Here is a 26295-nt window from a genome sequence, read left to right on the forward strand (position 1 = left end):
GGGGCGAGACTCGCGCAGCGTGGCTCGATGCACAGCATGACAGCGCGCCCGGCCATTGGCCGGGATGCCCAAAAACAGAGGTACCTGAGAGCAGGTCGAACAATGGGCTTTGGGGTACCGACAAGCGCAACTCGGCTCATTACGCTGCAAAGCATCCTCACTACTCAGAGAAGACCCATGCGTACCGCACCGACCCCATCCCCGCAGCAAACCTGCGAGAACATCCTGATCGACGATAAAACCTACAACGTTGAGCACAACATCCTGCCCAGCGAAAACGCCATCATCGATCGCCTGCTCGCGCGACGCCTCGAACTGAATGAAGCCTACGGTGAGCTGTACGACAAACTGCACCTGCATCCTCGGGCACTCTCGGTATTCCTGAGCCTCTTGCTCAGTACCGCAGCATTCTGGGCCCCAGATAAGATCGCCAAGGCTCGTGCTCAACGGGACGAACTTGTCGACACCAACCAGCAGATTGCACAGAAAGCCGAGGAACTGGCCCAACTGCTGGAGCACCGCTCCAACCTGCACAATACATCGGGTTTCAGCAGTGACACTCACTACCATGTCTGTAACGTAATTGAGGACGCAGCGAAGGATCACTACCTCTTTAACGCCTATGTGAAGGAGCGCCTGAACACCGTTCGCAACCAGTTCGAATGGAAGTACTGGCCCACCGTGGAACAGTTCGTTCGAGCGCTGGGCAGAGATGCCAACGGCGCCGAACTGGAGGCCACAGATCCGCTGACTCGAGCCGCAACCGCAGCCACACGCCACTCGCCTGCGGACTTCTTCAAGGCACTCTTCGCCGCCATCGAGGAGAACAGCGAGCAGAGCGGTGGTCCGCTACCCGAAGGCTTCAGGCTCAGCGATGCCACGCTGGCCTCGCTGGTGAACTGCGCATTGGATCTGGGCCCTGACGAACTGAAAGACAGCGCCTACGTGAAGCGACTGCGACAACGCGAACGCAATAGCGACAAGTGATGCACGGCCAGCAGGCAGGGCGCAGCAAAAAAGGGGCCGAAGCCCCCTGCTGTCAGAGCAGCCCCTGCTCTGCGAATGATGCAGTTGCCTCGCCACCCACGATGATGTGATCCAGCGTGCGCACATCCACCAGCGCCAGGGCCTCCTTGAGGCGCTGGGTCAGCACCTTATCTGCCTGGCTGGGCTCTGGATTTCCGCTCGGATGGTTGTGCGAGAAAATCACCGCCGCTGCGTTGACGCGCAGTGCCTCCTTCACCACTTCCCGTGGATACACCGCCGCCGCATCGATGGTGCCGCGAAACAACTCCACATACTCAAGCAGCCGATGCTGGCTGTCGAGGAATAGCGCCGCAAACACCTCGTGCTCAAAACCAGCCAGTTTGGTGCGCAGATAGTCCTTGACCAGCTCCGGCGACGTGAACAACGCTCCACGCTGGTATTTCTGGTCGATCACCTGACGCGCCATATTCAGGATCTGATCTGCAGACGCAGGCAGGTAGCGCCCCTGTGCATCACGCACCAGCAGCATGGCATCGAACGAGGAAAAGGAAAGTTGCGACATGATCGTGCTCCGGTTGCTCGGGCGGAATTGCCCGGAACCGGCGCCAGCACGGCGCAGCGCAGCTGTCAGGGGTCACCGACGGCCGCCAGGACGCCAGCGTGCAAGGCACGTGCAGCCCTTGACGGCGAGAACGCCGTGATACGGTGAAGGGAACAGCAAGACCGCCCCCACTCCACCCATGCCACGGATCGGCAAGCGGAGCGCGCAGGCCCGCAAGGGCCGGAGGTATCAGGGATCAAAGCCGAATGGCCGCGACTCGGCACGAGGCGCGGGGCGCCGCCCGCGAGCCCGACGGCGGAACGCCGAGGCACACCAATGCATAGCGAACACACGAACTTGCAACTTCAAGTCAAAAAGAATGAAGTGATAAAACTCAGCGGCAAAAGATGAACAGTCGCCCATTGAAGGTTTCTCATAAGCACAAGCTGCACGAAGATATTGATCCGTTATAGGGCCGCTGCTAGGATCGAGTCTGGTTCTGGTATCCGCCTTGCTGCCTCGAGGAAAACCAGCTCAAATCGAAGCCCATATTTTTCCCCTTGTGGCCCGCCCGGCAAGCAGCATGCTCAGCAAAGCGAAAGCTTTAACGGCTGCATTTTGTCGAGGAAATTTGTGATGTTCGATTTCGAATGTGTAGCTAACGCGGTTCGAGCCATGGAGCTGGACAGCGTGCCCGACGACCTTTCCCGCTGTCGTCAGCTGGAGCTCAAAGCAAAGCACCTGGGTTACCAAAACTGGAACCATCTGCTGGACACTTTGAAGAACGAGCCCGCAAAAGATCGCCTTCAAAAAAGCACAATGCGCCTGATGCAGCGGATTTGCCAGATGCGCTTGCCGCTCCGCAACAAAGCTTACGTTCAACTGACGGTCCTGCCTGGTGGCGGAGTTGGCCATTACAGCTACTGGATAGGCTGGGACAAGAAAGGCAATGAGGTTCGCGTACCACGCCCAATTGACGGCAGGGAGCAGGCGCGAAAACTCCGCAAGCTCCAGCCCTCACCAGTTTTTGCTATTGAAACAGAAAGAGAGTTTATAGCTTGGAATCACTTGTGGTTTTCGACTGCCATAGTGCCACCAGACTTAGCCAGAGAATTTTTCCCGGCGTTGTTCAACAAGAAGCACCTTGTGGCAAAAAATCCACCCATTGATCTCATCAAAGCAAAGTACGAGGCAATGGGTGACATCTATGCTAACAACCTCGAAGAAAACTAAATGAAGCTTCAGCGGCTCTTCTCGGAGCCGCTGAAGCAGCTCATCGAATCGCACCGGACTAATCGGATTGGCCACTGCGACTGGGTCAGTCGGGCGATCAGCCCCTTCTTAGTTCTATGGGTTGAAGTACGGTCGAGGGCACTGCCAGGCAATACTCCTGCTCAACACCTCTACCCTTGCATTTGAGCAGGGCGAACAGATCCCGCAGGGGTGGGTCCTGCTGCTCTAGCCAAGGAAGCAGCGCCGGGACCAGGGCAAAGCTCTCCCGCCAGATGGTTTCGTCTCCATACTGATCGACTATTTCGGGACTCAGAAGTGGTACCAGCATACCCGCACAGGGCAAGGCTTCGGCTATGCGCCGGGCATTGGCTAGACCAACTGGATCAAGGTCAGGCAGCAGCCAGATCTTCGCGCCCTCCCAAGACACCAACAGCGCCAGCAGCCGATCAGATAGCCAACCTTCGTAATGAGCCACCAGCGCGCCGCTCAATACTGCCGGTAGCCGTGTCGGCAGATGCAGCAGGGTGTCACGGTTTTCCACTAGCACCACATGGCCGGTTGGCTTGGGGGTCGCGTCAGGTCTGCGCTCGTCGTGCCATAGCAACTTCAGAAACGCCGGTGAAGGCGATTCCCACTGCAGGATATTACCCTGTGCATCCTCCCACCTGACGGCCTCGCCAGCGCTACAACTGATCATGAGCGAGGGCAGTCTCCCCCCGCGCTTGCTCGAGCCGCCGTGGATAATGTTCAAGCCGCGCACCGAACAGCTTTCCAAATCCTTGGGTGGCTGCAACCGGGCAATACGCTGTCCCAGAGAATCGGCATGCTGCACAATCACATGCGGCGATATTCGCCCGGGCACACGGCCCACCGTGACGATGCCGGAGACTCTGAGCTGATCGAGCACAGCCTCAAGTGCCTTCGGCCAACTGCGCACAGGGACAGGCCCTTTGCGCAACCGCTGTAGTATTTCCAGCTCTCTCGACCGACTCATGACTGAGCTACCGTGTCAGCCTTCGCGGTCGCCACCTGCAAGCTATCACTGAACTGCTCGACGTCTATCTCGGACTTCTCGTCTCTCTCACTTCGCTGCGGAGCCTGCCCCAGCTTGACGTCTTCGTGGTGATCGAAGTGCTGCCAGTCCGCCTGGGTCACATAGATACGATTGTCGGCGTTGATACACTCACTGATATTGATGCAATAGCGCACCGTGGTAGTCGGGTCGACAGATGCAAACACAGGAGTGAAACCAAGGTTCTCGCTGAATGCCAAGATGGTGCGCTGATTGTTCGGATCAACCGAAGCAATCTCATCCAAGTAGAACGGCAGGAACGGTTCGACCCGAGCACCACGGTCGGTCAGGTGGCGAATCAGAGAGAAATACAACAACGGTTTGAGCGTCATGGTCGAGCCATTAGAAGCCAGCTCGTCGAGTGTGTTGCAGACAACGACCTTGCCGTTGACCTCTTCCACGGTGAATCCGATATCGAACAGGTCGCCGAGCTCGAGGGTACCGTCACGACCATCTTCAACCAGACGAGATAGCCGATCCATAGCGCGCCCCAACCCGGCCTCGGATGAGCCCCCGCCTTGCTGACCGAACAAGTCGGTCTCGTTTTCGTCAGCCTGGGCGATATATGAGGACAGGATATTAATGGCTTCAAGTATCGGTTCGTTCCTCTTCAGATCTAGCCTGAAGCCACGAAGGTTCGAGACTTTGCGCGCATTGATCCGGCGGTTGAATAGCGATATCTCGTGTTCCAGCGTCACGTAGTTCTCGGAAAGATCGCGCAGAGCTCCCGAGAGCTGGGCAATGCCCTCCTGATGGTAGCGCTTGAGCATCTCACGCATCTGCGCCAGCGTTTCCAACCGCTCGCGTGCATGCTGTACCAGATCGCTCAGATTCGCATGTCGGGCAAGATCAGGTAGGTCGCCAACGATCGCGTGCTGGTAGTTCTTCATGGTCAGGGCTATGCGGTCGAGCGCGTTGCTGATCCACTCCAGCCGATTCAACGTGTCACCGAAGTTGTACCCGGTGAGATCGCGCTCGAAGTCCTCGTTCGGCCCTTCAGCGAGAATGAAAGGACTGTTCTGGATCTGGCGGTGTTGCTGCACGACCTTGAGCTGGCGGGCCTGCTCGAGGGCATCGTTGAGCTTCTGCTCGATAACACTGATGGCCCGGGTGGCCTCCTCGATCCGCTCCTGGTGCCCTTGCAGCCATTCGTCGATCTGGGCGAGACACATCATTACACCCTCGAGCACCTGGCGATCAGCGGTCTCGGTGGTTTCCAGAGCCGCGAGCTCGGTCAGTTCCTGCAGGTAGCCCTGCTGGTTGCTCAGCTGCTTTGCCAGCGACTCCAATTCGTTACGCTTGAGCGTCTGGTTCTGGGCAACCTCGAGTTGCCCCTGAAGCTTGGCCAGGTCCTCTTGGTACATGGCGATTGACTGTTGTAGCTGTGCTGGATCATCGCCATGAAAATCCATTGGAGGCAGATCGGTCAGGTCTAACTCGAAACCCTGTAAATTGAGCAGCCCTCCCTTCGACATGAGTTGGGTGCGTACCCAATTGTTGAAACTGCCCGGGTGGATTTCAGTCAGTGCTGCGGCCTCAAGGCTGAACATGTCGCTGCGAAGCAGCCGCGACAGCTCGGCCTTTTCCGCATCGACAAAGCCTTGGGTATCCAACAGTCCGTCGCCATTGCGGACCTGCTCCAGTCGCTTGTTGAGCTTGCGAATTTCATTTTCAGTGTGGCGCAGTCTGCTGCTGACGGTTGCCACATCGTAGATGTCAGCCTGGCGCAACTGATCGCTGAGTGTCGCGTGCTGGGCTGTCAGTGTGCGAATCGACTTCTCGACCGTTTCGCGGCAGGTCATCGCATTGCGCTCACGTAACTCGTCGAGGCGGGTCAGCCGGCCGGCCAAGGTGATGCGCTGCTCGACCGCTCGATCGCGTTCTTGCATGCGGCTATTAAGTTGTTCGTTGAGCTTGGCGCGCTTTTCGATTTCTTCCTTGTGAAGCGCGTTGAGCTCCTCAATGCATAGCGGTGCCCGCTCCACCGCCAGGGTCAGGTTTACCCGCAGCTCGCGCGCCAACCAGCCACCTTCTTGCGAAAGTTCAGTGTATTCGTCGTATTCCTTGCCGAGGGCGAGGATGTCCTCACGACGGTACGTAAGTCGCTCGACTTCCCGCTCTGCAAGACGAAAGCGCTGGAACGCGCGCTCGCGGACCTCGAGGAAATTCAAATTGGCATTGCTCAGCTTTTCACTGAAGACGTTGAGGATGAGCTCCTTGATCTCGCGGCTCTTGAGTAGCTGCTGAGTGAGCAGGTTGCGATAGATTTGGCGGAACACCTGGTAGCGCCTTTCGTTGGCGTTCGCCAGAGGCACTATGGTCACATCCCAGTCACCGCCTTTGACCCGCCCGCTCTCTCCATAGAGCATTTGGCGCATCTGTTCGCGGGTCAGGTTGCGCACCTCGATGCCCCGTTCGTACCAGTGCCGGAACAGCTCCTTATAGGGGCGTATGCGGTTGATCGGGTCGACGAAATCATCCATGTCCAGCTCACCTTTAGCCACGAACAGTTCATATTCGTTGCCAGCGGTAGGCCCTTTGCCGTGAGCACCGACGATGAACACGCCGTCGGGGGTCAGCACCTCCATCAGTAGATAGCTGTGGTCGCTGGGAAAGAAGAATGCGCGGCTGGTGTTGGCCTGGTGGGCGCCGAAGTGCATGTGTGCAAGGTGGGTGAAGAAGAGAAACTGCATGCTTTGCAGCGCCTGGGTTTTACCCAAGTTGTTGTGTCCGCAGATGCTCAGCGGCCCGTCCATGGGAAAAACCGACATGATGTGGTTGCCGGAGTTGACCATGGCGTAATGGCGCACGCCCCAGCGGGTCTTGAGTGCTTTGCTGCGCATCGTTACTCCGGGGTCTCGTCGTCTTCGTTGGGCTGGGTATTCAGAAATTCGTCTGCCAGCTCGTCCACCGAGCGGTCGCTGTAGGAATAGTCTTCCCCGCGCTCTTGGGCCTCGAGCTGTTGCTGATGCTGTTCAGCCAGGTTCCGGCAGATGTCGAGGTAGAAGTAGGCCGGCAGGCCCAAGGTGTAGGCGACCCTGTCTTGGGAGAGACGGCGCTCATTCATCACCCCGACGTCGACCAGCCGGCGAATGCCGTTGTCGATGAATGACTCCACACTGCCCAGTCCCAGACGGGTGAGCCGGTCGTGGCACTGGCTGAACATCGCTCCCAGGTCGTCGAGGAGGATGGGTTCTTCATGGGTGATCATCGATTCGATCGGCAATCCCTTGTCGCACAGGTGCTCAATCAGGGAGAAGATCGCCGCGGCTGCCATGCGCTCACGCTGGGGCAGCTGGGCCTGACTCATCTCGCGCGGCTGCAAATAGTAAAACCCTGTGGGGTGATGTCGAAGCTCATGCCCCATCATGCGCAACAACACCTCATAGGTGTCCTGAAAACGCGACAGCTCGCGATATTCCTTGATCCGGTCGGTGCTGCTGATAAAGCGCCCCGCCTCGAGCGCTTCGACAATCCGGGAGAACAGGCGGAGCTCTCGCTCGAGGCGCTGGGCATAGTGTCTAGCATCGCGCACTCGATCTTCGAGCGACAGCTCGAGATCCTCGGCAGACTCGTCCTGAGGCAGATCATCCATCGGCGGGTTCTCGGATAGGCAAGGGTTCGTAATGGCTGTAGAAGGCGATCGGGGCCAATCGCCGCGGGGCCGGTTCGGCATTGTATGAGCGCCGGTTCATGCGGATTTCGAGTTCCTCGAATCGGTAGTGCTGCATGTCGTCGTGGCGTTGGATGAAAGGCGCAGTTTTATCTTCCATCGTCAAGCGGGTCAGCACGCGCAACACCGAGTCAGGCCGGGCCTTGGGGTACTGAACCATCAGCTTCGCGACGACATCCTCGACAGGCTGCTGACTCTTCAGCCACACGAGCATCTGCGGGGACATCTCCCGCCGCTCGCGGGCTTCGAGCGCTGCGGCCGAGGGGACGCGCACGAGGATCGCGTCGGGGGCAATCGACTGTAGCTCCTTGAGCTGCGCCCACCAGGCCTGCAGCGAATCCTGGTCAGGCTTATGGACGCGTCGCTTGCGCGGCGGTAGGGCCAGAGTGTCGCTGCGCGCCAATTGGCTGCTGTGGTGGCCAAGGTCCTGAAGGCCCAGCGCCGCTCCCTGGGCAATGCGCGCATTAATTTGCGCCTGGCGCACCAGCGGCGCCAGATGGCTCGCCATGTTCTCGATCGAATGATTGAGACTCTCGCGAAAATCGAGCATGCGAAACAGGATGCTGTCGATTTCGTAGCGTGCATCATCCATGCTCAGCAGGTGCAGCGCCGGGTCCTGCTGCCACTCCTGCAGAGTGCGCTTGATGCGCATGAGCGAAAGATCGAACGGCCCACCCATGCTCTTCATCTGTAGTGCCGGTGTTACGTACTCGTCCCAGGCCTTGATCACCTGCTCATAACGCTCGGCCAGCGGCTGGCTCTGATCCGAGCGCTTGGCCTTGTCCACCAGCGCGTAGATAGCACGCGTATTAGATTCGACCATGCGGCGCAACGTCTGAAAGCGCGACTGCATCTCCTGGGACTTGGCGAAAAAACCGGTGCGCCGACCGCTGAGCAGGGCCGCAGCCAGTTCTTCAAGGTGCCCCTCGAGCCTGTTGGCGTTAGCGCTGATCTCCTCGATCAAGCCCAGACTCTGCTCATCCAGCAAAAACTGCACAAAGGGTACGATCTGCAGATTCAGTGAATAGCCCTGCCCACCGCGGGAGAACTCCGAAAGGATGCCGATATCGACCATGCGCTTGACTGCTACCTGCTCAGGCTGATCGGTACCGATAGTGAGCGGGCGTACGATATGTAGCAGTTCGCGCTCGGTCAGGGTGCGGGTTTCGTACCGAGACCAGATGGAACTTACGATGTCCCAGTAGTCACCAAGCGCACGAATGAAAGACCGTGGTTTCATTGAGACTCGGACCTACTACAAATAAATGGGCCATAGACTGCCCCTGCTCTGGAGCCTAAAAAGCAGGGCCGCGCCTCTACTAGACTCAACTTTCTTGCTCTTCTGGATACGCTGCTTGGGGAATTGATACCCAGCCATCACGGGTAATACCCGCCCCGATGCGTATGTTCTTGCTTTCGGTTGCTGCCCAGTGCCCACCCCGGTGCAGTACAGCGCGAATCACCGACTTCCGTGGATGATCCTCATCCGCCTTAGCGGAGCTGCATATGGCATTCCAGGTATGTTTGTCTGGCATGCTGTCCAACCTTGGGCCAACCAACTGATCCAGAATCTCAGTCGAAACATTGTGTCGCCCGCCATGATGCGGCACCTGGAAATACCGAATGCCGGGCAACGTAAGTCCCGCAAAAGGTGCGTAGTCAATCACCTCTTGCAGCGCTTCACGCCCGGCGTCGCCAGTAAGCATGACGCGATGACCATTCAGGACAGCTGACTGGACTACACTCATTTCATTTTCGCGACTAGTTGGCGCAGACGGAAAATACTCGTCGCCCCACAAGGATTTGATGTAGGAAGTCGCAGCCTTAACTGCCCGAAAAATGCTGCTCAGAGCAGTATCCATGGCACCTTCTTCAACAGCTTCAGGTGTCTTCGTGGAATCCACGATTAATTCCATGTAGCGACCTAACGTCGGAGCCATCACCGTGAAGGGGCCGATGCTCTGCCCCTGAAGCGGAGCATGAATCGGGATTCCCTTCTCAAGCGCAATGTCCTCAAGAGCTGCAGTGGCATCGTAGACAGAACGTAATTTCCGCCTCAGCGCTTCCACTGACTCATAGGTCTCGAATCGATCTATTAACTGCTCTGCATATATCCACGGCCTATTGATCCAGAGATTCCTGACCGTACATTGCTCCAAGACTTTTCGAAGCCCATTGGCGTGATCGCGATCCGGATGCGTGAGGATCACGTGATCGATAACCGTTGTGCCATAGTAGGTTTTCAGGTGCTCCACGATCTGATCACCGGTATCCAGATACCCACCGTCAACCACGTGTATGCCTTCGGTGCCATTTACCGAGTAGCGCAGCGTGATTGCATCACCGCTCTTCGCTGTTTCGACGCCAAGAAAATCGATCTCAAAGTAGTCAGCCATACATCCCTCTTGCCTAATACCAACGAAGTGCCGGTGGTTCTCCACCTACCAGCGATCCACCGCACATGTGAGTCCTGTCGGAGTCCATACCAACGACACAGCAGGAAGACCACCAGCATCCTCGGCGATGCCGCGCAACGTATGTCGGTCTATACCCGAATGAGCGCCGCCTTTCGGGTGGCTGTGCCAAGTACCGATAAAAGAGAGATATCCCAAAGAGGTTGAATTCGCAGTACGCAAATTTTGAACAAGCCCATCGGTGCCCAAAACGAAGCGTGCGGCCTCTCGAACGCTGTCTGGCGGTGCGTCAACAAGCCCCGCAATGATGATGGTTCGATTTTCAAACGAGATGCGGCCGACCAAGGCACCGCCTGTTTCCAACGCCCCCCAGCGCAGCGCATCAGCATGGATCGCTTGCGCGACCGGGTGCAGAATCCGAATGCTCCAACCACCATCGTCCGCCACATCGAGCACAGTGGTAGTACCAAGGCCGGTGCGAGTCCATGCTATGCCGAGGCCTTCGGCATCCGAGATCCCAGCGCAAAGAGTCGCTTCCTTCGGAAGCCCGTCAATGAGCCAGCGTTCCAGTTGCAGCCCAGCCAGTGAAGCAGACCGCGAAACGACGGCATCAGACATTGGCATGGTCAGTGAGCGGCAGTTGTCACCCACAAAGATACGCGTCGGCTCAGAAGTATCACCGGCAATCGACGCACGCAGTTCCGGCACAAATCGGCAGCACTCGAACAAGAATGCCGTGAGGTCATCAACCCGACCGTCGCGGCCAAGTCCTTCGAGCAAAACTGCAACACAGCGGCCCTGACCGTACATCGTGATCCGTACCAGCCGGGCAGGTGATTGATCCAGCGCTGTCGACTGTGTTTCTGCGGCTAACACCTTAAGTGAAGCTGTTGCGTCCACGATAAGCGCTGCATCCTGCGGAACGGTTGTGGCGAACTGTGCCGGATCGACCAAGAGGGTCACTGCGTCGGCGTCGAACGCGCGCGATTGAAGATGCGACAGCTCCTCAAAGGTCGTCTTCATCAGAGCAGCCTTTCGAGGTGGGACCAGCACTGATGCCCGCTCAATGAGTGCATGCCGTGCTGCGTTGTGAGGCGACATGGATTCGTTGTCGACGAAAGCCATTGAACCGAAACCGGCTCGCCCCAGATGCATCGCGATTTTCGACCCTACACTTCCGCAGCCGAGTATGACCAGCGGCTGAGATGTGGTCGCCGCTGGAATGCCGGACGTCCTTGCCAACAATTCGGGAGACAATGCATGCGCATGAAAGGCTGGGTGAACCGTGGCGCTTCGCTCTAGGAGCGATTGAGCGTTGAGCTCATAGCGCACCACATAGGGCAGTACCTCAATACTTCGCCCTGGCGAGCCCACAAGCGATACAGGCCTTTGCACAGTCAGAATCACAACCGCGTACAAACCATGCACCCAGCCGCGCGAGTCCTGTTGCATATCCAGGATCGAGTGTCCGTAAAAACCATCCAGACTTCTGGCCAAAGCGTCGCGATCAATGCCGAGCTCCGCAGCTCGATCAAGCAACGTCGCGAGATCGAAAACCGTCTCCGGTTGATAACGTTCGATCACATGATGAAGGCCGTCGGTTGTTGGAGCGCGTGCGATGAAGGCCGCCGTATGACCGTTTCCCCATTTACCCAGCTTGTCGTTGTGAGCGTCCTGATAGAACACAGGATCGACCTGGGCGGTCAGTTCGGTATTGATGATGGCGTATAGGCCATCATCAATCGTTACATAGCTCACGGGAACTATCAAAATCGAGCCGTCAGCGGGAGCAGCGGACGCGACCTTCTCGGCGCTGAATACAATGGTCGAAGGACAACTGTCTCGACGCGTCGGCTCCCACCCCTGCTCAAGATTCAGCAATGCCCCAGCTGCAGCCTTGTGCAGCCAATCGATTAATTGATCGATAATCGCGTCCAGACCAAACCGATGCAGCAGCTCGTCCAATGCCCCCTCGAACAGGCAAGGTGAGACCAACTCGCCTTCGCGATGGGGGTTGATGTGCGGCAAGCTGAGCGGAAAGTCCGTACGCAAGAAAGGCTTGGGCGCGGATAGCGGCCAGTCATTGTCGAAGACCAGAATGCATGTCTCGACCGAACGTACGCCGGTCTCGGATACGCCATAGCGCCGAGACCGGCTCGGCAGCTCAACAGCAACATCGACTTCGATCTGCGTTAATTCACCGCTTACCCTTGGCTCCCCAACGCGGACCAGACCTCGATGCCGCTGAAGCTGATGCAGTGCATCCGCAATCCTGTCCATCACGATGCGCCGTGCGGCATGGGGGTACGCGCAGAGGTAATCACGGCTGCGGCCTTCGATCCAGCTTCTTTCTTCGAGGGAGGCTGCACCCCCTGAGTAGTGACGGTAAACACGAGAGGCTCAACAGATTTTTCGCTCGGGTATTCGCCCGTGCAGTAAAACTCGCCATTTGCTTCACCCACGATTGCGACGTACTCACGCTTTGCACGGATGCAGGGGGGATCACTGTCGTCGTCTGCAATAGGCATACAACTAGCAACGATGACGGCACCGTCACGAGTCTGCGAAAGCGCCTTACGAGCGTCGGCGTCGAGCTTGGCCTTTTCGCGATGGGTAGACCAGCTGTCTTCGGACAGCGAATGCCAAGAGCAATGATGCGGCGCCTGCATAATGTCGTACTCAAGCACATCGGCTTCAGCCTTGTGGCGCTGCCATTGGCGGTTCCAAATGAACACCTCAGCATCGCCACCAGTAAGAAACTTCGCGCCATCTGGCGTCTGTGCGTCAGCGGCCAATGTGATATTCAGGATCACGCTTGACTGGTTTTTGATCAGATTCTGCTCCTCTTCCTCGTCGTCCTGGGCATCCAAGGGCGCTAGAAGAAGAGCGGAGAAGTACGCAGAAGTCTTGCCATTGATCGTCGAGAAGCTCGTGTCTACCCTCCGCACAATCGGAGTGAGATCGTCAGTTTTTCCGTCGATGTCCTCGCCCATGATCTGAATACGATCACCGCTCCCAACAGCAAAATTCTTATCGCGATTAACCTGCACCCGCCGACGCGCCTCCGTGTTGAATGCCTTGGCATCGTCACTCAGGGTGTGCGTCTTGCTGGCGCGTCGAAACACGATGGGGGACGACCACATCTCGCGGATCACGATTTTCTTGTCCTTATCGTCCTTTTTGTCATCGGGGTACTTGTCCAGCGGTCCCAGATAGAAATGCCGCGTCAGCCCCCGGCAATGATCGTGATCCGGGTGGCTCAGCAAGAATGCATCGACATAAGGTCTTCCGTTCTCATCCCGCTTCAAACGGTCTCGCAGATCCCTGGCGACATCACGTGCCACCCCATCCGGGTCGTCAGCGTCCTGCCTAATGTTTATGTCGATCAGTAGGGTGGTTGCGTCCACATCGCCAAACTTGATGAGGGCCATATCCCCGTTGTCTACGGGAAAGAATGTGATGGTTGTAGGCATCTGGGTCTCCAGGTAGACGACCAAAGCAGCAGTCACGTACACTTAATGTACGGATATTTTTTATATCCGTCTACTTTTTAGATGGTGACTATGAAAAAAGCCTCGAATACTAATGTCGAACCCTCTGAGCCCAAGAGCTTGAGCTGGGGTCTGGAGAGCAGGTTGCAATTCATCGATTTTCGTCTGCGCTGGGAGCGACGCATCAATCGGATGGATCTCACCGAGCATTTCGCCATATCGGTTCCTCAGGCATCACTGGACATTGCTAAGTACACAGAGCTGGCGCCGAGCAATCTGACCTATGACCGTCGCTCCAAGACCTACACCGCCACCTCACACTTTCAACCGCTGTACCAACGAAGCTCGGCTCAACGCTATCTAGCGGAACTACTGGCAACCAAGATGGGCGTTGTCGAACCGAGAGCCAGCTTTATTGGCTCAGCCCCCGAAACAGATTGGGCTCCATCCCCCTGGCGCTCAATCAATGAAGAGACGGTAGAAGCAGTGGTCCGGGCTATTCGGCAGCAGGAAGCTATTCGAGTGAGCTACCAGTCCATGACGTCTCTAGACGAGTCAATCCGACTGCTTTCGCCGCACGCTCTCGGCAATGACGGTTTTCGCTGGCACGTGCGAGCGTATTGCCACAAGCGTCAGCGCTTTAGCGATTTTGTTCTCGCTCGAATTTTGCACATCGAAGGTTTCGAGCCGAGTCATGTGGACTCCAGCCAGGATGCTCATTGGCACAACGTGTTGACGCTAGTGCTTGCACCGCATCCCGATTTGCCTGCAGCCAAAAAACGAGTATTGGAGCTGGATTACGGCATGGAAGAAGGGCAGGTCAAGCTTCCCTGCCGTCAAGCGTTTCTGTACTACACGCTAAGGCGTTTGGGCTTGCATACCAAGGAAGCGCCAGACCCTCTCGCGCAACAGATCACGCTGAGAAATCGTGATGAAATCCAACCCTACATCGATGCTTTAACAGCCCAGGCCTGACCTCCCATGACAACAATTTTCGAACTAGTTAAAGACCCATACGAGCGCAAAGCTCGCGTGGTTCCAGGTCTTCTCGTAGCGTTGCCATTGCTCGTCCCTTTGCTATGCGTATACGGAGCAAAGCATCCTGTGCTCACAGGTGTTATCGGTTTACTTGGCGGCTGCGGCGCCATTTACGCGCTTGCGAGCGTGGCACGTGGGCGCGGCAAAAAGCTTGAAGAGCTTTTAGTCAAAAAATGGGGCGGCATGCCTACAACCATAGCCCTGCGGCATCGCGACAATTTTCTCGATAGCGTCAGCAAGCAGAGGTACCACTCTGCGATCACAACTAAACTGGGTATTGACATACCAACGGCAGAAGAAGAATCAGCGAACCCTGACAAAGCGGACGACATCTACATCGGAGCAACCAAGCGACTTCGCGAACTCACGCGTACCAATAAGCAACTCCTACTGAAAGAGAATATTGCCTACGGATTCCACCGCAATATGCTGGCGATGAAGCCTGTCGGCATCCTGTCGAGCCTCCTGGGAATCCTCTACGGATTACTGATTGCAAAGGTTCTGCAGATCACGCCTCCCCATTTTTACCCCGTGCATTTTGCAGACCCGGGGCTCGCTGCTGGCTTGACGCTGCTTATTTCGATGGCGTTACTCGCGGCCTGGCTGCTGTATTTCGATCAGAGTGCCGTGAGACGTATGGGGTTTGTGTATGCGGAACGTCTGTTTGAGTGCCTGCCGTCGCTGACTTCTTCAGCATCACGAAAGAAGGCACCAAAATCGACATCTACAGAATGATCCCCTCCGGCTGCACTCCCGTGCAGCCGGCTGAGCTGCTGGGATAAGGGGCAGGATCGAATTAACTGGAGAACTGCCACAACCTCAGCGATGAAATAACATCACTGAAAGCTATCTAGCAACCAATAATCGCACCAAGTCTGCCCCTGTACGCCGCAGCGGGTTGTCCCGATAAGGCACTGAACCTCACAGTGTGTCCATCCAGCCAGACCCATGGAGTCCGAGATGGAACATCTATCGCCTCCGCCCGGCGCGTCAATCTCCGAGACCGGCCAGTCTCTTCCGATGCCTGACACGGAAGCCTACGAGGCACTGCCGCAGTTTCCGAAGCGAAGCCCCCTGCCCTTCCGGCGCACCATTCGGCGACAAGAGCTGAGGCAGATCATCCCGCTATCTGAGACGACCATCTACGAGATGGAGCGTCGTGGCGAGTTCCCTCGACGCTTTAACCTGACACCACGTTGCGTGGTGTGGGACTTGGCCGAGGTGGAAGCATGGATTGAGGAGCGCAAGCAGGCGCCTCGCAGAGACATCAGCGGCCCGGATGTCCGCCTACGGAAAACCCGCCCGGTTCGGGCGGGTTCGGATCAAGCATGAGGCCTATGATTGCCTTAGCCGACCAGAGCCCCCAGCTCCTCAGAAGTCGAGCGGGGTAGACGCCGACTTTCCTTGGCCAGATTGACCTGCAAGGCCACTCGCGCCACTTCCAGTACATCTCTGGCCAGCGAATAGCTGCCCCTGGCCTGCAACCAGGTCAGCACATCCGCCAGGTGCCAGATCGACGCACTGCCCTCGTGCACAGGTGCCGGGAAGCTGCCCGGGTTGGCCAGCATCAGCTTGCGCATGTTCTGTCGCGATACCCCGACCATTTCGGCCACGTCGGTCAGGCCGACCAGATCAGGGGCGACCTCGATCAGCCTGGCCGAGGGCACTGCACTGCGCACATCGGCCAGTGCACTGCGCACAGCCGCATCTGCGTTCTCCGCCTCGCGAATGAACTCCAGCGCCAGCCGCCCCGGCTGACCGATGCCAACCAGGGCATCGTCGCAACCAGCTTCGCCAAGGCGTTCGACCAGCACATCCGGGTTCCGGTCATCATCGGCGAGTTGGTATTTCAGAGTGAAGGTGTATTCCATCGTGCTACTCCTCTGCGCCGTCGGCAGCCTCTTGCGGCTTACGGTGCGTGGTGCAGTTGTCCACGACGCGTCGCAAGGCGCGTGCGTGGTTACCAGGGGTCTTCGGCGTGCTCCACACGCTGGTGATGCAGAACTCGCCGCAACGACACTCCTCGTCGTTGTAGGGACAGTAGATCCGTCCCCAGGCGTGACTGCCGCCAACTTCGATGCGCCACCCCTGCCCTTCGGCATGCTTGAGCGCTTCTTCGACCTCTTTCTTCGGATGTGAGGGACGGGCCATTAATGATCTCCAGTATTCCCATGACTCGACAGGTTGTCAACCGACAACCTGTCCATTCCTCTAAACGGCGGCACTCAACACCGGCACGGTCACATTGTCGGGCAGCAGCTTCGGCACATGAGTCCGACCATCGACCCAGGCATCAACCATATCGGCCCACTCTTGCAGCATGTGGCGGCGCTGCTCAGCGTACTCGGCCTTGTTGTAGACCGAGCGCGAGGAACGCCCGTCCTCATGCGCCAAGCACTTCTCGATCCAGTCACCATTGAAGCCCACTTCGTTGAGGAGCGTGGAGCCAGTCCTGCGCAGGTCGTGAACCGTGAACGGCTCCAACGGCAGCCCCGCTTCCTTAGCACGTGACGCAATGAGTTGGGTGATCCGGTTCAAGGTGGCGTGTGACATGCAGCGGTGGATGTCATAGCGCGAGGGCAGCACGAACCTCGAGCCAGCAGCACAAGTGTGCAGCGCCACGAAGATGTCCAGAGCCTGGCGCGACAGGTAGACCACATGGGGATTACGTCCCTTCATCCGCTGTTTGGAGATCGTCCAGGTGGCGTTCTCAAAATCCACTTCATTCCAGGTCGCCTCAATCAGCTCGCTCTTTCGCACCAGGGTTAGAAGCACCAGGCGCAAGGCCAGCCGAATGGTGGGATATGCAGCAATCGACTCCAACTGGTGAAAAGCCAGGCGAATCTCGGTCGGGGTCAGCGCTCGATCCTTCGGCACGAAGGTAGCGATTGACGCAGCCTTCACATCGTCGGCCGGATTCTCGACCTTCTCGCCATGCAGGATCGCGAACGCAAAGACTTGCTTCACGATGTCGCGAATGTGGACGGCCGTGGCCGGCGCACCACGGCCCTTCACCTTGGCACAGAGCGCCCGCAGATCGTCAGGGGTGATTTCGGTCAGGAGCCGGTTCTCGAAGACCGGCAGGATGTCGCGGTCGATGATGCTTTTGCGCATGGACCGCGTGCTGTCAGCCATACGCGCATCAGCCAGCCAGCTTTTCAGCATGTCACCAAACGATTTGGCGGCTGTCAGACGCCGCTTGGCTCGCTGTTTTTCTAGGGAGGGGGATATGCCTTGGGCAACCATTCGCTTGGCATCTAGAAGCTTCTCGCGAGCCATGGCCAGCGAAATTCCCGCTGGGCCATACCGCCCGATGGTCAGCGTTTCCCGGCGCCCATTGAGACGGTAATCGTAGCGAAAGGTGACGGTACCGCCGGGCGATACCGTCACGTACATGCCATCGCGGTCGGAAGCCTTATAGGGCTTGGCTTTGGGCTTGAGATTGCGCAGCGCGGTGTCAGTAAGCATCGAGGTTTTTCCTCCTGTTCATGACGGCTTTTACCGTCAAGGGTCAGGAGACCTGCTGATGCCGGGAAAGCCGCATGGCGCAAGCTTTCCCAAGGAGAGATTTACCGTCAAAGACCGGTTTGGTCTCGATAGTAAACGGGAGGGTCTTAATCCGACCTCCGGTTCCTACCGTCACCCTTACCGCCAGTGCGTTCTGCTGCCCGGCGATAGCCACCGATAGATGCCGTGACGTATTTTCTTCTAAATCAACACGTTACAGCATCTTATCGATAGGTAGCGATAGCCCCCGAAAGACCTGATTTCACTCCCACTCAATCGTGGCCGGCGGCTTGCTCGACACGTCGTAGGTGACGCGGGAGATGCCTTCGATCTCGTTGATGATCCGGCCGCTGACGGTTTCCAGCAGTTCGTAAGGCAGGTGCGCCCAACGTGCGGTCATGAAGTCGATGGTTTCCACGGCGCGCAGGGCCACGACCCAGGCGTAACGACGGCCATCACCTACCACGCCCACGGATTTCACCGGCTGGAACACCACGAATGCCTGGCTGACCTTGTGGTACCAGTCGGCCTTGCGCAGCTCTTCGATGAAGATGTGGTCGGCGCGACGCAGCAGGTCGGCGTATTCCTTCTTCACTTCACCAAGGATGCGCACACCCAGGCCCGGGCCCGGGAACGGGTGACGATAGACCATGTCGTACGGCAGGCCCAGTTCCAGGCCCAGACGGCGGACTTCGTCCTTGAACAGCTCGCGCAGTGGCTCGACCAGCTTGAGGTTCATTTCTTCCGGCAGGCCGCCCACGTTGTGGTGCGACTTGATCACGTGGGCCTTGCCGCTTTTCGCGCCAGCCGACTCGATCACGTCCGGGTAGATGGTGCCCTGGGCCAGGTACTTGATGTTTTCCAGCTTGCAGGATTCGGCATCGAACACGTCGATGAAGGTACGGCCGATGATCTTGCGCTTCTTCTCCGGGTCGGCTTCGCCGGCCAGGTTATTGAGGAACTGCTCCTCGGCGTTGGCGCGGATCACCTTGACGCCCATGTTCTCGGCGAACATGGCCATTACTTGCTCGCCTTCGTGCAGGCGCAGCAAGCCGTTGTCGACGAAGACGCAGGTCAGCTGGTCGCCGATGGCCTTGTGCAGCAGGGCCGCGACCACCGAGGAGTCGACGCCGCCGGACAGGCCCAGCAGCACGTTGTCGGTGCCAACCTGGGCACGGATCTGGGCAATGGCGTCCTCGGCGATCTTCGACGGGGTCCACAGCGCTTCACAGCCGCAGATGTCGAGGATGAAGCGCGACAGGATGCGACCGCCCTGCTTGGTGTGGGTCACTTCCGGGTGGAACTGCACGCCGTAGTAGCGCAGGTCGTCGTTGAACATGCCGGCAATCGGGCAGCTCGGGGTGCTGGCCAGGATGTGGAAGTCTTCCGGCATCTTGGTGACCTTGTCACCGTGGCTCATCCAAACGTCTAGGCCGAACAGGCCGTCGGCGTCGACGTGGTCTTCGATGCCGTCCAGCAGGCGGCTCTTGCCGACTACATCAACCCGGGCATAGCCGAACTCACGCAGCTCGGAACCTTCGACCTTGCCGCCCAACTGCTCGGCCATGGTCTGCATGCCGTAGCAGATGCCGAAGACCGGGACGCCCAGGTCAAACACCGCCTGCGGGCAGCGAGGGCTGTTGGCTTCGTGCACGGATTCGGGGCCGCCGGCGAGGATGACGCCTTTGGGAGCGAATTCGCGGATCGCTTCGTCGTCCATGTCGAACGGATGCAGTTCGCAGTAGACCCCGATCTCGCGCACACGGCGGGCGATCAGTTGGGTGTACTGGGAACCGAAGTCGAGGATCAGGATACGGTGAGCGTGAATGTCGAGGGCCATGGTCAGTCTCGTCTAATTTCAGAAACGACACGGGGCTGAAAAACACAGCCCCGGTTACTAAATTCGTCAATCGCCTCCGGGCCTTGGCCTGGAGGCGATCACTATCAACCTACGCGATAGTTTGGCGCTTCCTTGGTGATCTGCACGTCGTGGACGTGGGATTCAGCCATGCCGGCACCGGTGATGCGGACAAACTCCGGCTTGGTGCGCATTTCTTCAATGTTGGCGCTACCGGTGTAGCCCATGGAAGAACGCAGGCCGCCCATCAGCTGATGGATGATCGCGGTCAGGGTGCCCTTGTACGGCACGCGACCTTCGATACCTTCCGGCACCAGCTTCTCGGCACCCGCGGAGGAATCCTGGAAGTAGCGGTCGGAAGAGCCCTGGGCCTGGGACATGGCGCCCAGGGAACCCATGCCACGGTAAGCCTTGTAGGAGCGGCCCTGGAACAGCTCGATCTCGCCTGGAGCCTCTTCGGTACCGGCGAACATCGAACCCATCATCACGCAGGAAGCACCGGCGACGATGGCCTTGGACAGGTCACCGGAGAACCGGATACCGCCGTCGGCGATCAGCGGCACGCCAGTGCCTACCAGCGCCGCTGCAACATTGGCGATGGCGCTGATTTGCGGCACGCCAACACCGGCAACGATACGGGTGGTGCAGATCGAGCCAGGGCCGATACCGACCTTGACTGCGTCGGCGCCGGCTTCGGCCAGGGCCTTGGCAGCAGCACCGGTGGCGATGTTGCCGCCGATCACCTGCACTTCAGGGAAGTTCTCTTTGACCCAGCGAACGCGGTCGATCACGCCTTTGGAGTGACCGTGGGCGGTGTCCACCACCACCACGTCGACACCGGCGTTGACCAGCGCAGCAACGCGATCGCCCGTGTCTTTACCCGTGCCGACCGCAGCGCCTACACGCAGACGACCTTGATCGTCCTTGCTGGCCAGCGGGTAAGCCTTGGCTTTCTCGATGTCGTTGACGGTCATCATGCCCTTGAGGGCGAAGGCGTCGTCGACGATCAGTACGCGTTCGATGCGGTGCTTGTGCAGCAGCTCGCGGACGGCGGTCTTGTCGGCGCCTTCCTTGACGGTGACCAGACGCTCTTTAGGCGTCATCACTTCGCGGACGCTGACTTCCAGACGGCTTTCGAAACGCACGTCGCGGGAAGTCACGATGCCCACCAGATCGCCGTTGTGCAGCACGGGCACACCGGAGATGTTGTGCATACTGGTCAGTTCGAGCAGATCACGTACGGTGGCGTCGGCTTCGATGGTGATGGGGTCTTTGACCACACCGGCTTCGAAACGCTTGACCTTGCGCACTTCGGCAGCTTGCTGCTCGATGGTCATGTTCTTGTGGATGATGCCGATGCCGCCTTCCTGAGCCATGGCGATTGCCAGACGGGCTTCAGTGACGGTGTCCATGGCGGCGGAAACCAGTGGAATATTCAGCTCGATGCCACGGGTCAAACGGGTCTTTAGACTGACTTCATTCGGCAGTACTTCGGAATAACCGGGCACTAAGAGGATGTCGTCGAAGGTGAGGGCTTCTTGGCTGATACGCAGCATCGCGGGGGCTCCCGGGCGGGAAAATGGAAGCGCGCCATTATACTCAGACAGCTACCCGGGCTCAATGTAAAACTCTGGCTAATATCGCTGGAGTGATAGATGGAGATATCCGCGCGCTACAACTCGACCTTGACCCAACTTATCGGCTGATCCAGCCAGTCGGCGAACTCGTCGATAAAGCTCTGTTTAAAACCCGCTTCGGCCCAGTTGTTGAAGATAAAGCCCAAGTTGGAAAAACCGCATTCCTGAAGAAACAGAAAGCCGTTGATGTCATCTTCATGGCCGCATTCGGGGCAGGTGAAGTTGTCGGTACGCCCTGGCATCCAGTCTTCCAGGCTTTCGAACAGCGCCTCACCGATTTCCTGCCGGCACTCGGCACAGCCCGCTTCCTCGAGAAAGCCCTTGGCCGGGGTATAGATGCAGCGCTTGGTGATGATTTCCAGGCCATTGATCGGCTCGCCGAAGGGCAGCGCCTCTGGCCGCAGCACCACCTCCCGTGCCCCGGCGGCAATGGCGTGCCCCATGCGATTGCCCGTGCGCCCGCAGGTGCTGAGGCTTTCCTCGACGATGTTCTTGCGCACCAGCCAGCGCACGATCGCCCGGGCCCGGGGCTCGTGCACCGGCAGGGTGGAAATTTTCGGGACGAGGATGCTTTGGGAGTTCATGGATAAGCCTGGAACATGCGGGGACGGTACTCACGCTTTCGCCGGCAAGCCGGCTCCTGTCATCAATTGTAGGAGCCGGCCTGCCGGCGAACGAATTCAAAGGCCCGCAGCTTAATCCCTAGCCCCAGCAGGTCAAGTGCTCAGGTAATGGCCGATCAAGGCAACGCCACTGGCCAGCACCAGCCAGGTCACCAGGCGTACAAAAGCCTCCCGGGACAGTTTCATCGTCAGCCGGCGGCCAATCCACAACCCCAAGGCCATCGCCGGCAACAGGCATAGCGCCAATAGCAGCAGCGGCAACTCGGCATAGACCCCGGCCAGGGCGAACAGGCTCAGGCGCACCACGGTGCTGCAACTGATCAGCGCGCTCTGGGTCGCCCGCGCCGGGTCCTTGGGCAGGCGGCTGTTCAGGTAGATGGCATATAGAAAGCCGCCACTGCCGAAGAGGGCGCCAAACAGCCCACCGACAATCCCCATCGGCACCGCCCAGCCGGCCGCCAACTGGGTCGGACGCGCCTTCACCCACAGGCTGTAGATGGCATAGGCACTGATGAACAGCCCCATCAATAGCAGCAACAGATCGGATTTGAGGTTGAGCAGGAAGATCACCCCCAAGATGCAGCCCAGCGCCATGCAGGGCAGCAGCCGCAACAACTCGGGTTTTGCCACGTCCCTGCGCGAAGGCAGCAGATTGCCAAAGGCGGCGACGAAATCCAGCAGCACCAGCAACGGCACGATCTTTGACAATGGCATGAACAGGATCAGGATCGGTCCCGCCACCAGCGCCGTACCGAACCCGGCAATGCCGAACACTATGTACGCCAGCGCGATGCCCAGGCCGATCACCAACCAACTGCCCGGGCCGAAAGACCACTGGTTCAAACCCTCGATTACCACGCTCATCGCTGCGACTTCCCAGTTGAATACGCAGTGACTTTAGCCAGCAGTGAGCCTTGCGACTAATATCGTCGAAGTCGCCAACTCATCGCAAAAAGGCATACCTCGTGATTTCGACCCGCCAACTGCGCTATTTCGTGGAAATCGCCGAATGCGGCAGCTTCAGCGCCGCCGCCGAGCGCCTGTTCGTCGCCCAGTCAGCCCTCAGCCGGCAGATCAAGGAGCTGGAAAACCAATTGCAGACCCCACTGTTCGAGCGCACCGCGCGCCTGCCGCGGCTGACGGCGGCCGGTGAAGCGTTTTTCCCCAAGGCACGCAACCTGCTGAGTGAATTGCACAAGGCCAGCGAACTGGCCACTCAGGTAGGCATGGGGCAATTGGGCACCTTGCGCCTGAGCCACTCCAGCACCGTGCCCATGAGCGGCCGGCTACTCCAGGGCATCGGCAGCTACTTGCAGCATTGCCCTGGAGCCTCGATGGACATCGCCAAGCTGTCTTCCGAGGCGCAACTGGAAGAGTTGGCGCAGGGGCACCTGGATATCGGCCTGTTGCGCCTGCCGGTGTTACGTCAACGGGCAGGTGTACAGATCACGCCCCTGTTCGCCGAACCCTTGCTGCTGGCGGTGCCACCTCAGCACCCACTGGCGCTGGCCCCTCCGGCCGGGGGCGTCGACCTGGCCCAGCTTCGCGAGGAAGCCTTCATCTCCATCCCCCACCCCCAGCGGGGCGGCTTGAGTTACCTCTCGGCCGAGCTGTGCATGCGCCAGGGCTTCTTTCCCAGGGCGGCGCGGGTGATGTCGCGCAAGACCACCCAATTGCAACTGATCCAGGCCGGCTTCGGCATCGCCCTGCTGCCGGAGTCGATGCAGGACATCGCCCCGGCCAGCATCCGCTTCCTACCGCTGGCGGATGCCGATTGCCAGAGCACCGTGGCCCTCGCCTATCGACAGGAGCCGACGCCCCTGGTGGCGCAATTCGTCGAACATTTTTGCAATCACTTGTAGTTGATTTGCGTTGTTCCATTCAGAGACAGGCCTTTAAACTGCGCCCCATGATTAAAGATCCCTTCGCACGACTCGGCCTGGACCGCGAGGTCCTCACCGTCACCCAGCTCAACGGCCGCGCCCGGGTGCTGCTCGAGGACGTGTTCAGCAATATCTGGGTGGAGGGCGAGATCTCCAACCTCGCCCGCCCGGCTTCCGGCCATGTGTACTTCACCCTCAAGGACAGCGGCGCCCAGGTGCGCTGCGCACTGTTCCGGCAGAACGCCGCGCGGGTCCGCCAGGCGCTGAAGGACGGCCTGGCGGTCAAGGTGCGGGGCAAGGTCTCGCTGTTCGAAGGGCGCGGTGACTACCAGCTGATTCTCGACACCGTGGAACCGGCCGGTGATGGCGCCCTGCGCCTGGCTTTCGATGCCCTGAAAGACAAGCTGAGCGCCGAAGGGCTGTTCAGCGCCGAACGCAAAGTGCCACTACCGGCCCATCCGCAACGCATCGGCATCATCAGTTCGCCCACCGGCGCGGTGATCCGCGACATCATCAGTGTGTTCCGGCGCCGCGCACCGCAGGTCGTGCTGACCCTGATCCCTACCGCCGTGCAGGGCCGCGAGGCTACGGCGCAGATCGTCCGGGCCCTGCAGCTGGCCGACGCCCGGGGCTTCGACGCGCTGATCCTGGCCCGTGGCGGCGGCTCCCTGGAGGACCTCTGGTGCTTCAACGAAGAAGCCGTGGCCCGTGCGGTGGATGCCTGCGTGACACCGATCGTCAGCGCCGTCGGCCATGAAACCGACGTCTCCATCAGTGATTTCGTGGCCGACGTTCGCGCGCCCACGCCTTCCGCAGCAGCCGAACTGCTGGCCCCCGATTCCAGTGACCTGCAACGCCGGGTCGACAACCTGCATCGACGCCTGGTGATGCGCATGCGCGACCGGCTGGTGCGCGACCGGCTGCGCCTGGACGGCCTGGCCCGACGCCTGCGCCATCCCGGCGAACGCCTGCGCCAGCAGGCACAGCGCCTGGACGACCTGGACATGCGCCTGCGCCGCGCCTTCGAGCGCAGCCTCAATACCCGTCGCGAACGCTTGATCCGCCTGGAAACCCGCCTCGGAGCCCAACATCCAGGGCGGCAACTGGCACTGCTGCGCCAGCGCCTGGACAGCCTGGCCGAACGCCTGCCCCGGGCCATGCGCGAAGGCCTCAAGGGCCGCCGCCTGCAATTGCACAGCCAGATGCAGACCCTGCATGTGGTCAGCCCCCTGGCCACCCTGGGGCGCGGTTACAGCATCCTGCTGGACGATCGCGGACAGGCCATTCGCAGTGCCGGCCAGACCCGCCCAGGCCAGCGCCTCAGTGCCCGCCTGGGCGAAGGCGAGCTGCAAGTACGCGTCGAAGACAACCACCTGACGCCCGTCACCCTTTCTCTACTGGATTGATCCATGCCGCGTTTTCTCTGCTCCCTGCTGTTGCTGTGCCTGGCCTTCAATGCTCACGCCGACAGCTACATCACCCGCCTGCTGAACAAACCCGTGCCCGGTGGCGTAGCGGTGGTCGACCTGGGCAGCGCCGCCCAGGCGCCCAAGGCCAGCTACCAGGGCAAGCCGGTGCTGGTGGTGAAGGAGCAGAACAACTGGCTGGCGATTGTCGGCATCCCGCTGACGGTCAAGCCCGGCACTCAACAAGTAAGCACCGGCGGGCGCAGCCTGAACTTCGTGGTCGGCAACAAGAAATACCCGGAGCAGCACATCACCCTGAAGAACCAGCGCCAGGTCAATCCGAACCCGGCGGACCTCAAGCGCATCGACGGCGAGTTGGCGGAACAGATCCGCGCCTACCGCAGCTTCAGCCCCAACACCCCAAGCAACCTGCTATTGGACAAGCCGGTGAATGGCCCCCTGTCGAGCAAGTTCGGCGTACGCCGGTTCTTCAACGGTGAAGAGCGCAACCCTCACGCGGGCCTGGACTTCGCGGTGCCGGCAGGCACACCGATCAAGACCCCGGCGGCGGGCAAAGTGATCCTGATCGGCAACTACTTCTTCAACGGCAACACCGTGTTCGTCGACCACGGCCAGGGCTTCATCAGCATGTTCTGCCACATGTCGAAAATCGACGTGAAGGTCGGCCAGTCCCTGGCCCGTGGCACCGTGGTGGGCAAGGTGGGGGCGACCGGCCGCGCCACCGGGCCGCATATGCACTGGAACGTCAGCCTGAATGATGCGCGTGTCGATCCGGCCATCTTTATCGGGGCCTTCCAGCCCTGATCGCGCAGCGCCGCTTGCCTGCATCAGGCATTGATTCAGCGGCGAGCCGACGCCCACAGGGATTGCGCAGCCCTACTCGACTGCGCAATCGTTAGTATTCTTTCAAA

At 59.2% G+C, this 26295-nt stretch carries 23 protein-coding genes; 8 read left to right on the top strand and 15 right to left on the bottom strand.

All coding sequences use genetic code 11. The annotated features are described in order from the left end of the window. The first annotated feature begins 177 nt into the window (after positions 1-177). Positions 178-987: a hypothetical protein gene (locus tag A9971_RS23640; protein ID WP_009616214.1), complete on the top strand. Its 810-nt coding sequence runs from the start codon at positions 178-180 to the stop codon at positions 985-987. A gap of 52 nt (positions 988-1039) precedes the next feature. Here the strand turns inward: A9971_RS23640 and radC are convergent, their stop codons facing one another. Next, positions 1040-1549: a DNA repair protein RadC gene (radC, locus tag A9971_RS23645; RefSeq protein WP_009616213.1), complete on the bottom strand. Its 510-nt coding sequence runs from the start codon at positions 1547-1549 to the stop codon at positions 1040-1042. A gap of 615 nt (positions 1550-2164) precedes the next feature. On the opposite strand from radC, the gene A9971_RS23650 reads away from it, so the two are divergent. Continuing rightward, on the top strand, positions 2165-2761 hold the full coding sequence (locus tag A9971_RS23650) for a hypothetical protein (protein ID WP_009616212.1): 597 nt from the start codon (positions 2165-2167) through the stop codon (positions 2759-2761). 97 nt (positions 2762-2858) lie between these two features. Here A9971_RS23650 and A9971_RS23655 read toward each other — a convergent pair whose 3' ends face one another. From A9971_RS23655 to A9971_RS23685, 7 genes are all read right to left on the bottom strand, one after another. Beyond that, on the bottom strand, positions 2859-3668 hold the full coding sequence (locus tag A9971_RS23655; RefSeq protein WP_126547487.1) for a hypothetical protein: 810 nt from the start codon (positions 3666-3668) through the stop codon (positions 2859-2861). Positions 3669-3751: 83 nt separating this feature from the next. After that, complete coding sequence (locus A9971_RS23660; protein WP_009616210.1) at positions 3752-6676, bottom strand: hypothetical protein; 2925 nt, start codon at positions 6674-6676, stop codon at positions 3752-3754. A gap of 2 nt (positions 6677-6678) precedes the next feature. After that, entirely contained in the window at positions 6679-7428 is a 750-nt protein-coding gene (locus A9971_RS23665; RefSeq protein WP_009616209.1) for a chromosome partition protein MukE, read from the bottom strand. Next, positions 7421-8746, bottom strand: a complete 1326-nt coding sequence (locus A9971_RS23670; protein ID WP_009616208.1) for a hypothetical protein — start codon at positions 8744-8746, stop codon at positions 7421-7423. The genes A9971_RS23665 and A9971_RS23670 overlap by 8 nt, the downstream gene beginning before the upstream one ends. Before the next feature lie 85 nt (positions 8747-8831). After that, positions 8832-9902: a ComEC/Rec2 family competence protein gene (locus A9971_RS23675; RefSeq protein ID WP_009616207.1), complete on the bottom strand. Its 1071-nt coding sequence runs from the start codon at positions 9900-9902 to the stop codon at positions 8832-8834. A gap of 45 nt (positions 9903-9947) precedes the next feature. Beyond that, complete coding sequence (locus A9971_RS23680) at positions 9948-12203, bottom strand: Mov34/MPN/PAD-1 family protein (RefSeq protein ID WP_152604462.1); 2256 nt, start codon at positions 12201-12203, stop codon at positions 9948-9950. Further along, positions 12200-13393 carry a hypothetical protein gene (locus A9971_RS23685; protein WP_009616205.1) on the bottom strand — a complete coding sequence of 398 codons (1194 nt, stop codon included), beginning with the start codon at positions 13391-13393 and terminating at the stop codon, positions 12200-12202. The genes A9971_RS23680 and A9971_RS23685 overlap by 4 nt, the downstream gene beginning before the upstream one ends. Positions 13394-13474: 81 nt before the next feature. Between A9971_RS23685 and A9971_RS23690 the strand changes: the two genes are divergently transcribed. The 3 genes from A9971_RS23690 (at position 13475) to A9971_RS23700 (ending at position 15781) form a co-directional block, all read left to right on the top strand. Beyond that, a complete protein-coding gene (locus tag A9971_RS23690) occupies positions 13475-14386 on the top strand; it encodes a WYL domain-containing protein (RefSeq protein WP_009616204.1) in 912 nt (303 codons plus the stop codon). 6 nt (positions 14387-14392) lie between these two features. Next, the gene (locus A9971_RS23695; protein ID WP_009616203.1) at positions 14393-15184 is read left to right on the top strand and encodes a hypothetical protein; all 792 of its coding nucleotides are present in this window, start codon (positions 14393-14395) and stop codon (positions 15182-15184) included. 225 nt (positions 15185-15409) lie between these two features. Beyond that, positions 15410-15781 (top strand): AlpA family transcriptional regulator, encoded by a 372-nt coding sequence (locus tag A9971_RS23700; RefSeq protein WP_256663218.1) that lies wholly within the window; start codon positions 15410-15412, stop codon positions 15779-15781. Between the two features lie 14 nt (positions 15782-15795). On the opposite strand, the gene A9971_RS23705 is transcribed toward A9971_RS23700, so the two are convergent. The 7 genes from A9971_RS23705 to A9971_RS23735 all read right to left on the bottom strand — a co-directional run bounded on the left by A9971_RS23705 (position 15796) and on the right by A9971_RS23735 (position 22938). Then, complete coding sequence (locus A9971_RS23705; protein WP_009616200.1) at positions 15796-16320, bottom strand: AlpA family transcriptional regulator; 525 nt, start codon at positions 16318-16320, stop codon at positions 15796-15798. 4 nt (positions 16321-16324) lie between these two features. Then, positions 16325-16600 carry a hypothetical protein gene (locus A9971_RS23710; RefSeq protein WP_009616198.1) on the bottom strand — a complete coding sequence of 92 codons (276 nt, stop codon included), beginning with the start codon at positions 16598-16600 and terminating at the stop codon, positions 16325-16327. Positions 16601-16660: 60 nt separating this feature from the next. Beyond that, complete coding sequence (locus A9971_RS23715; protein WP_009616197.1) at positions 16661-17917, bottom strand: site-specific integrase; 1257 nt, start codon at positions 17915-17917, stop codon at positions 16661-16663. Between the two features lie 301 nt (positions 17918-18218). Continuing rightward, positions 18219-19796, bottom strand: a complete 1578-nt coding sequence (gene guaA, locus A9971_RS23720; protein ID WP_011063192.1) for a glutamine-hydrolyzing GMP synthase — start codon at positions 19794-19796, stop codon at positions 18219-18221. A gap of 104 nt (positions 19797-19900) precedes the next feature. Then, on the bottom strand, positions 19901-21370 hold the full coding sequence (gene guaB / locus A9971_RS23725; protein WP_025129573.1) for an IMP dehydrogenase: 1470 nt from the start codon (positions 21368-21370) through the stop codon (positions 19901-19903). Positions 21371-21486: 116 nt separating this feature from the next. Beyond that, a complete protein-coding gene (locus A9971_RS23730) occupies positions 21487-22035 on the bottom strand; it encodes a hypothetical protein (RefSeq protein ID WP_011063194.1) in 549 nt (182 codons plus the stop codon). 132 nt (positions 22036-22167) lie between these two features. Next, positions 22168-22938 carry a sulfite exporter TauE/SafE family protein gene (locus tag A9971_RS23735; RefSeq protein WP_183000045.1) on the bottom strand — a complete coding sequence of 257 codons (771 nt, stop codon included), beginning with the start codon at positions 22936-22938 and terminating at the stop codon, positions 22168-22170. A 101-nt stretch (positions 22939-23039) separates the two neighbouring features. Here A9971_RS23735 and A9971_RS23740 point away from each other — a divergent pair, with 101 nt between their 5' ends. The 3 genes from A9971_RS23740 to A9971_RS23750 are packed head-to-tail and all read left to right on the top strand — an operon-like array spanning position 23040 to position 26188. Next, positions 23040-23936, top strand: a complete 897-nt coding sequence (locus A9971_RS23740; protein WP_011063196.1) for a LysR family transcriptional regulator — start codon at positions 23040-23042, stop codon at positions 23934-23936. Between the two features lie 47 nt (positions 23937-23983). After that, the gene (gene xseA / locus A9971_RS23745) at positions 23984-25363 is read left to right on the top strand and encodes an exodeoxyribonuclease VII large subunit (protein ID WP_011063197.1); all 1380 of its coding nucleotides are present in this window, start codon (positions 23984-23986) and stop codon (positions 25361-25363) included. 3 nt (positions 25364-25366) lie between these two features. Next, a complete protein-coding gene (locus tag A9971_RS23750) occupies positions 25367-26188 on the top strand; it encodes a M23 family metallopeptidase (protein WP_077934721.1) in 822 nt (273 codons plus the stop codon). Positions 26189-26295 lie beyond the last annotated feature (107 nt).

It is taken from the genome of Pseudomonas sp. UME65 (assembly GCF_014170225.1).
Classification (GTDB): Bacteria; Pseudomonadota; Gammaproteobacteria; order Pseudomonadales; family Pseudomonadaceae; genus Aquipseudomonas; species Aquipseudomonas protegens.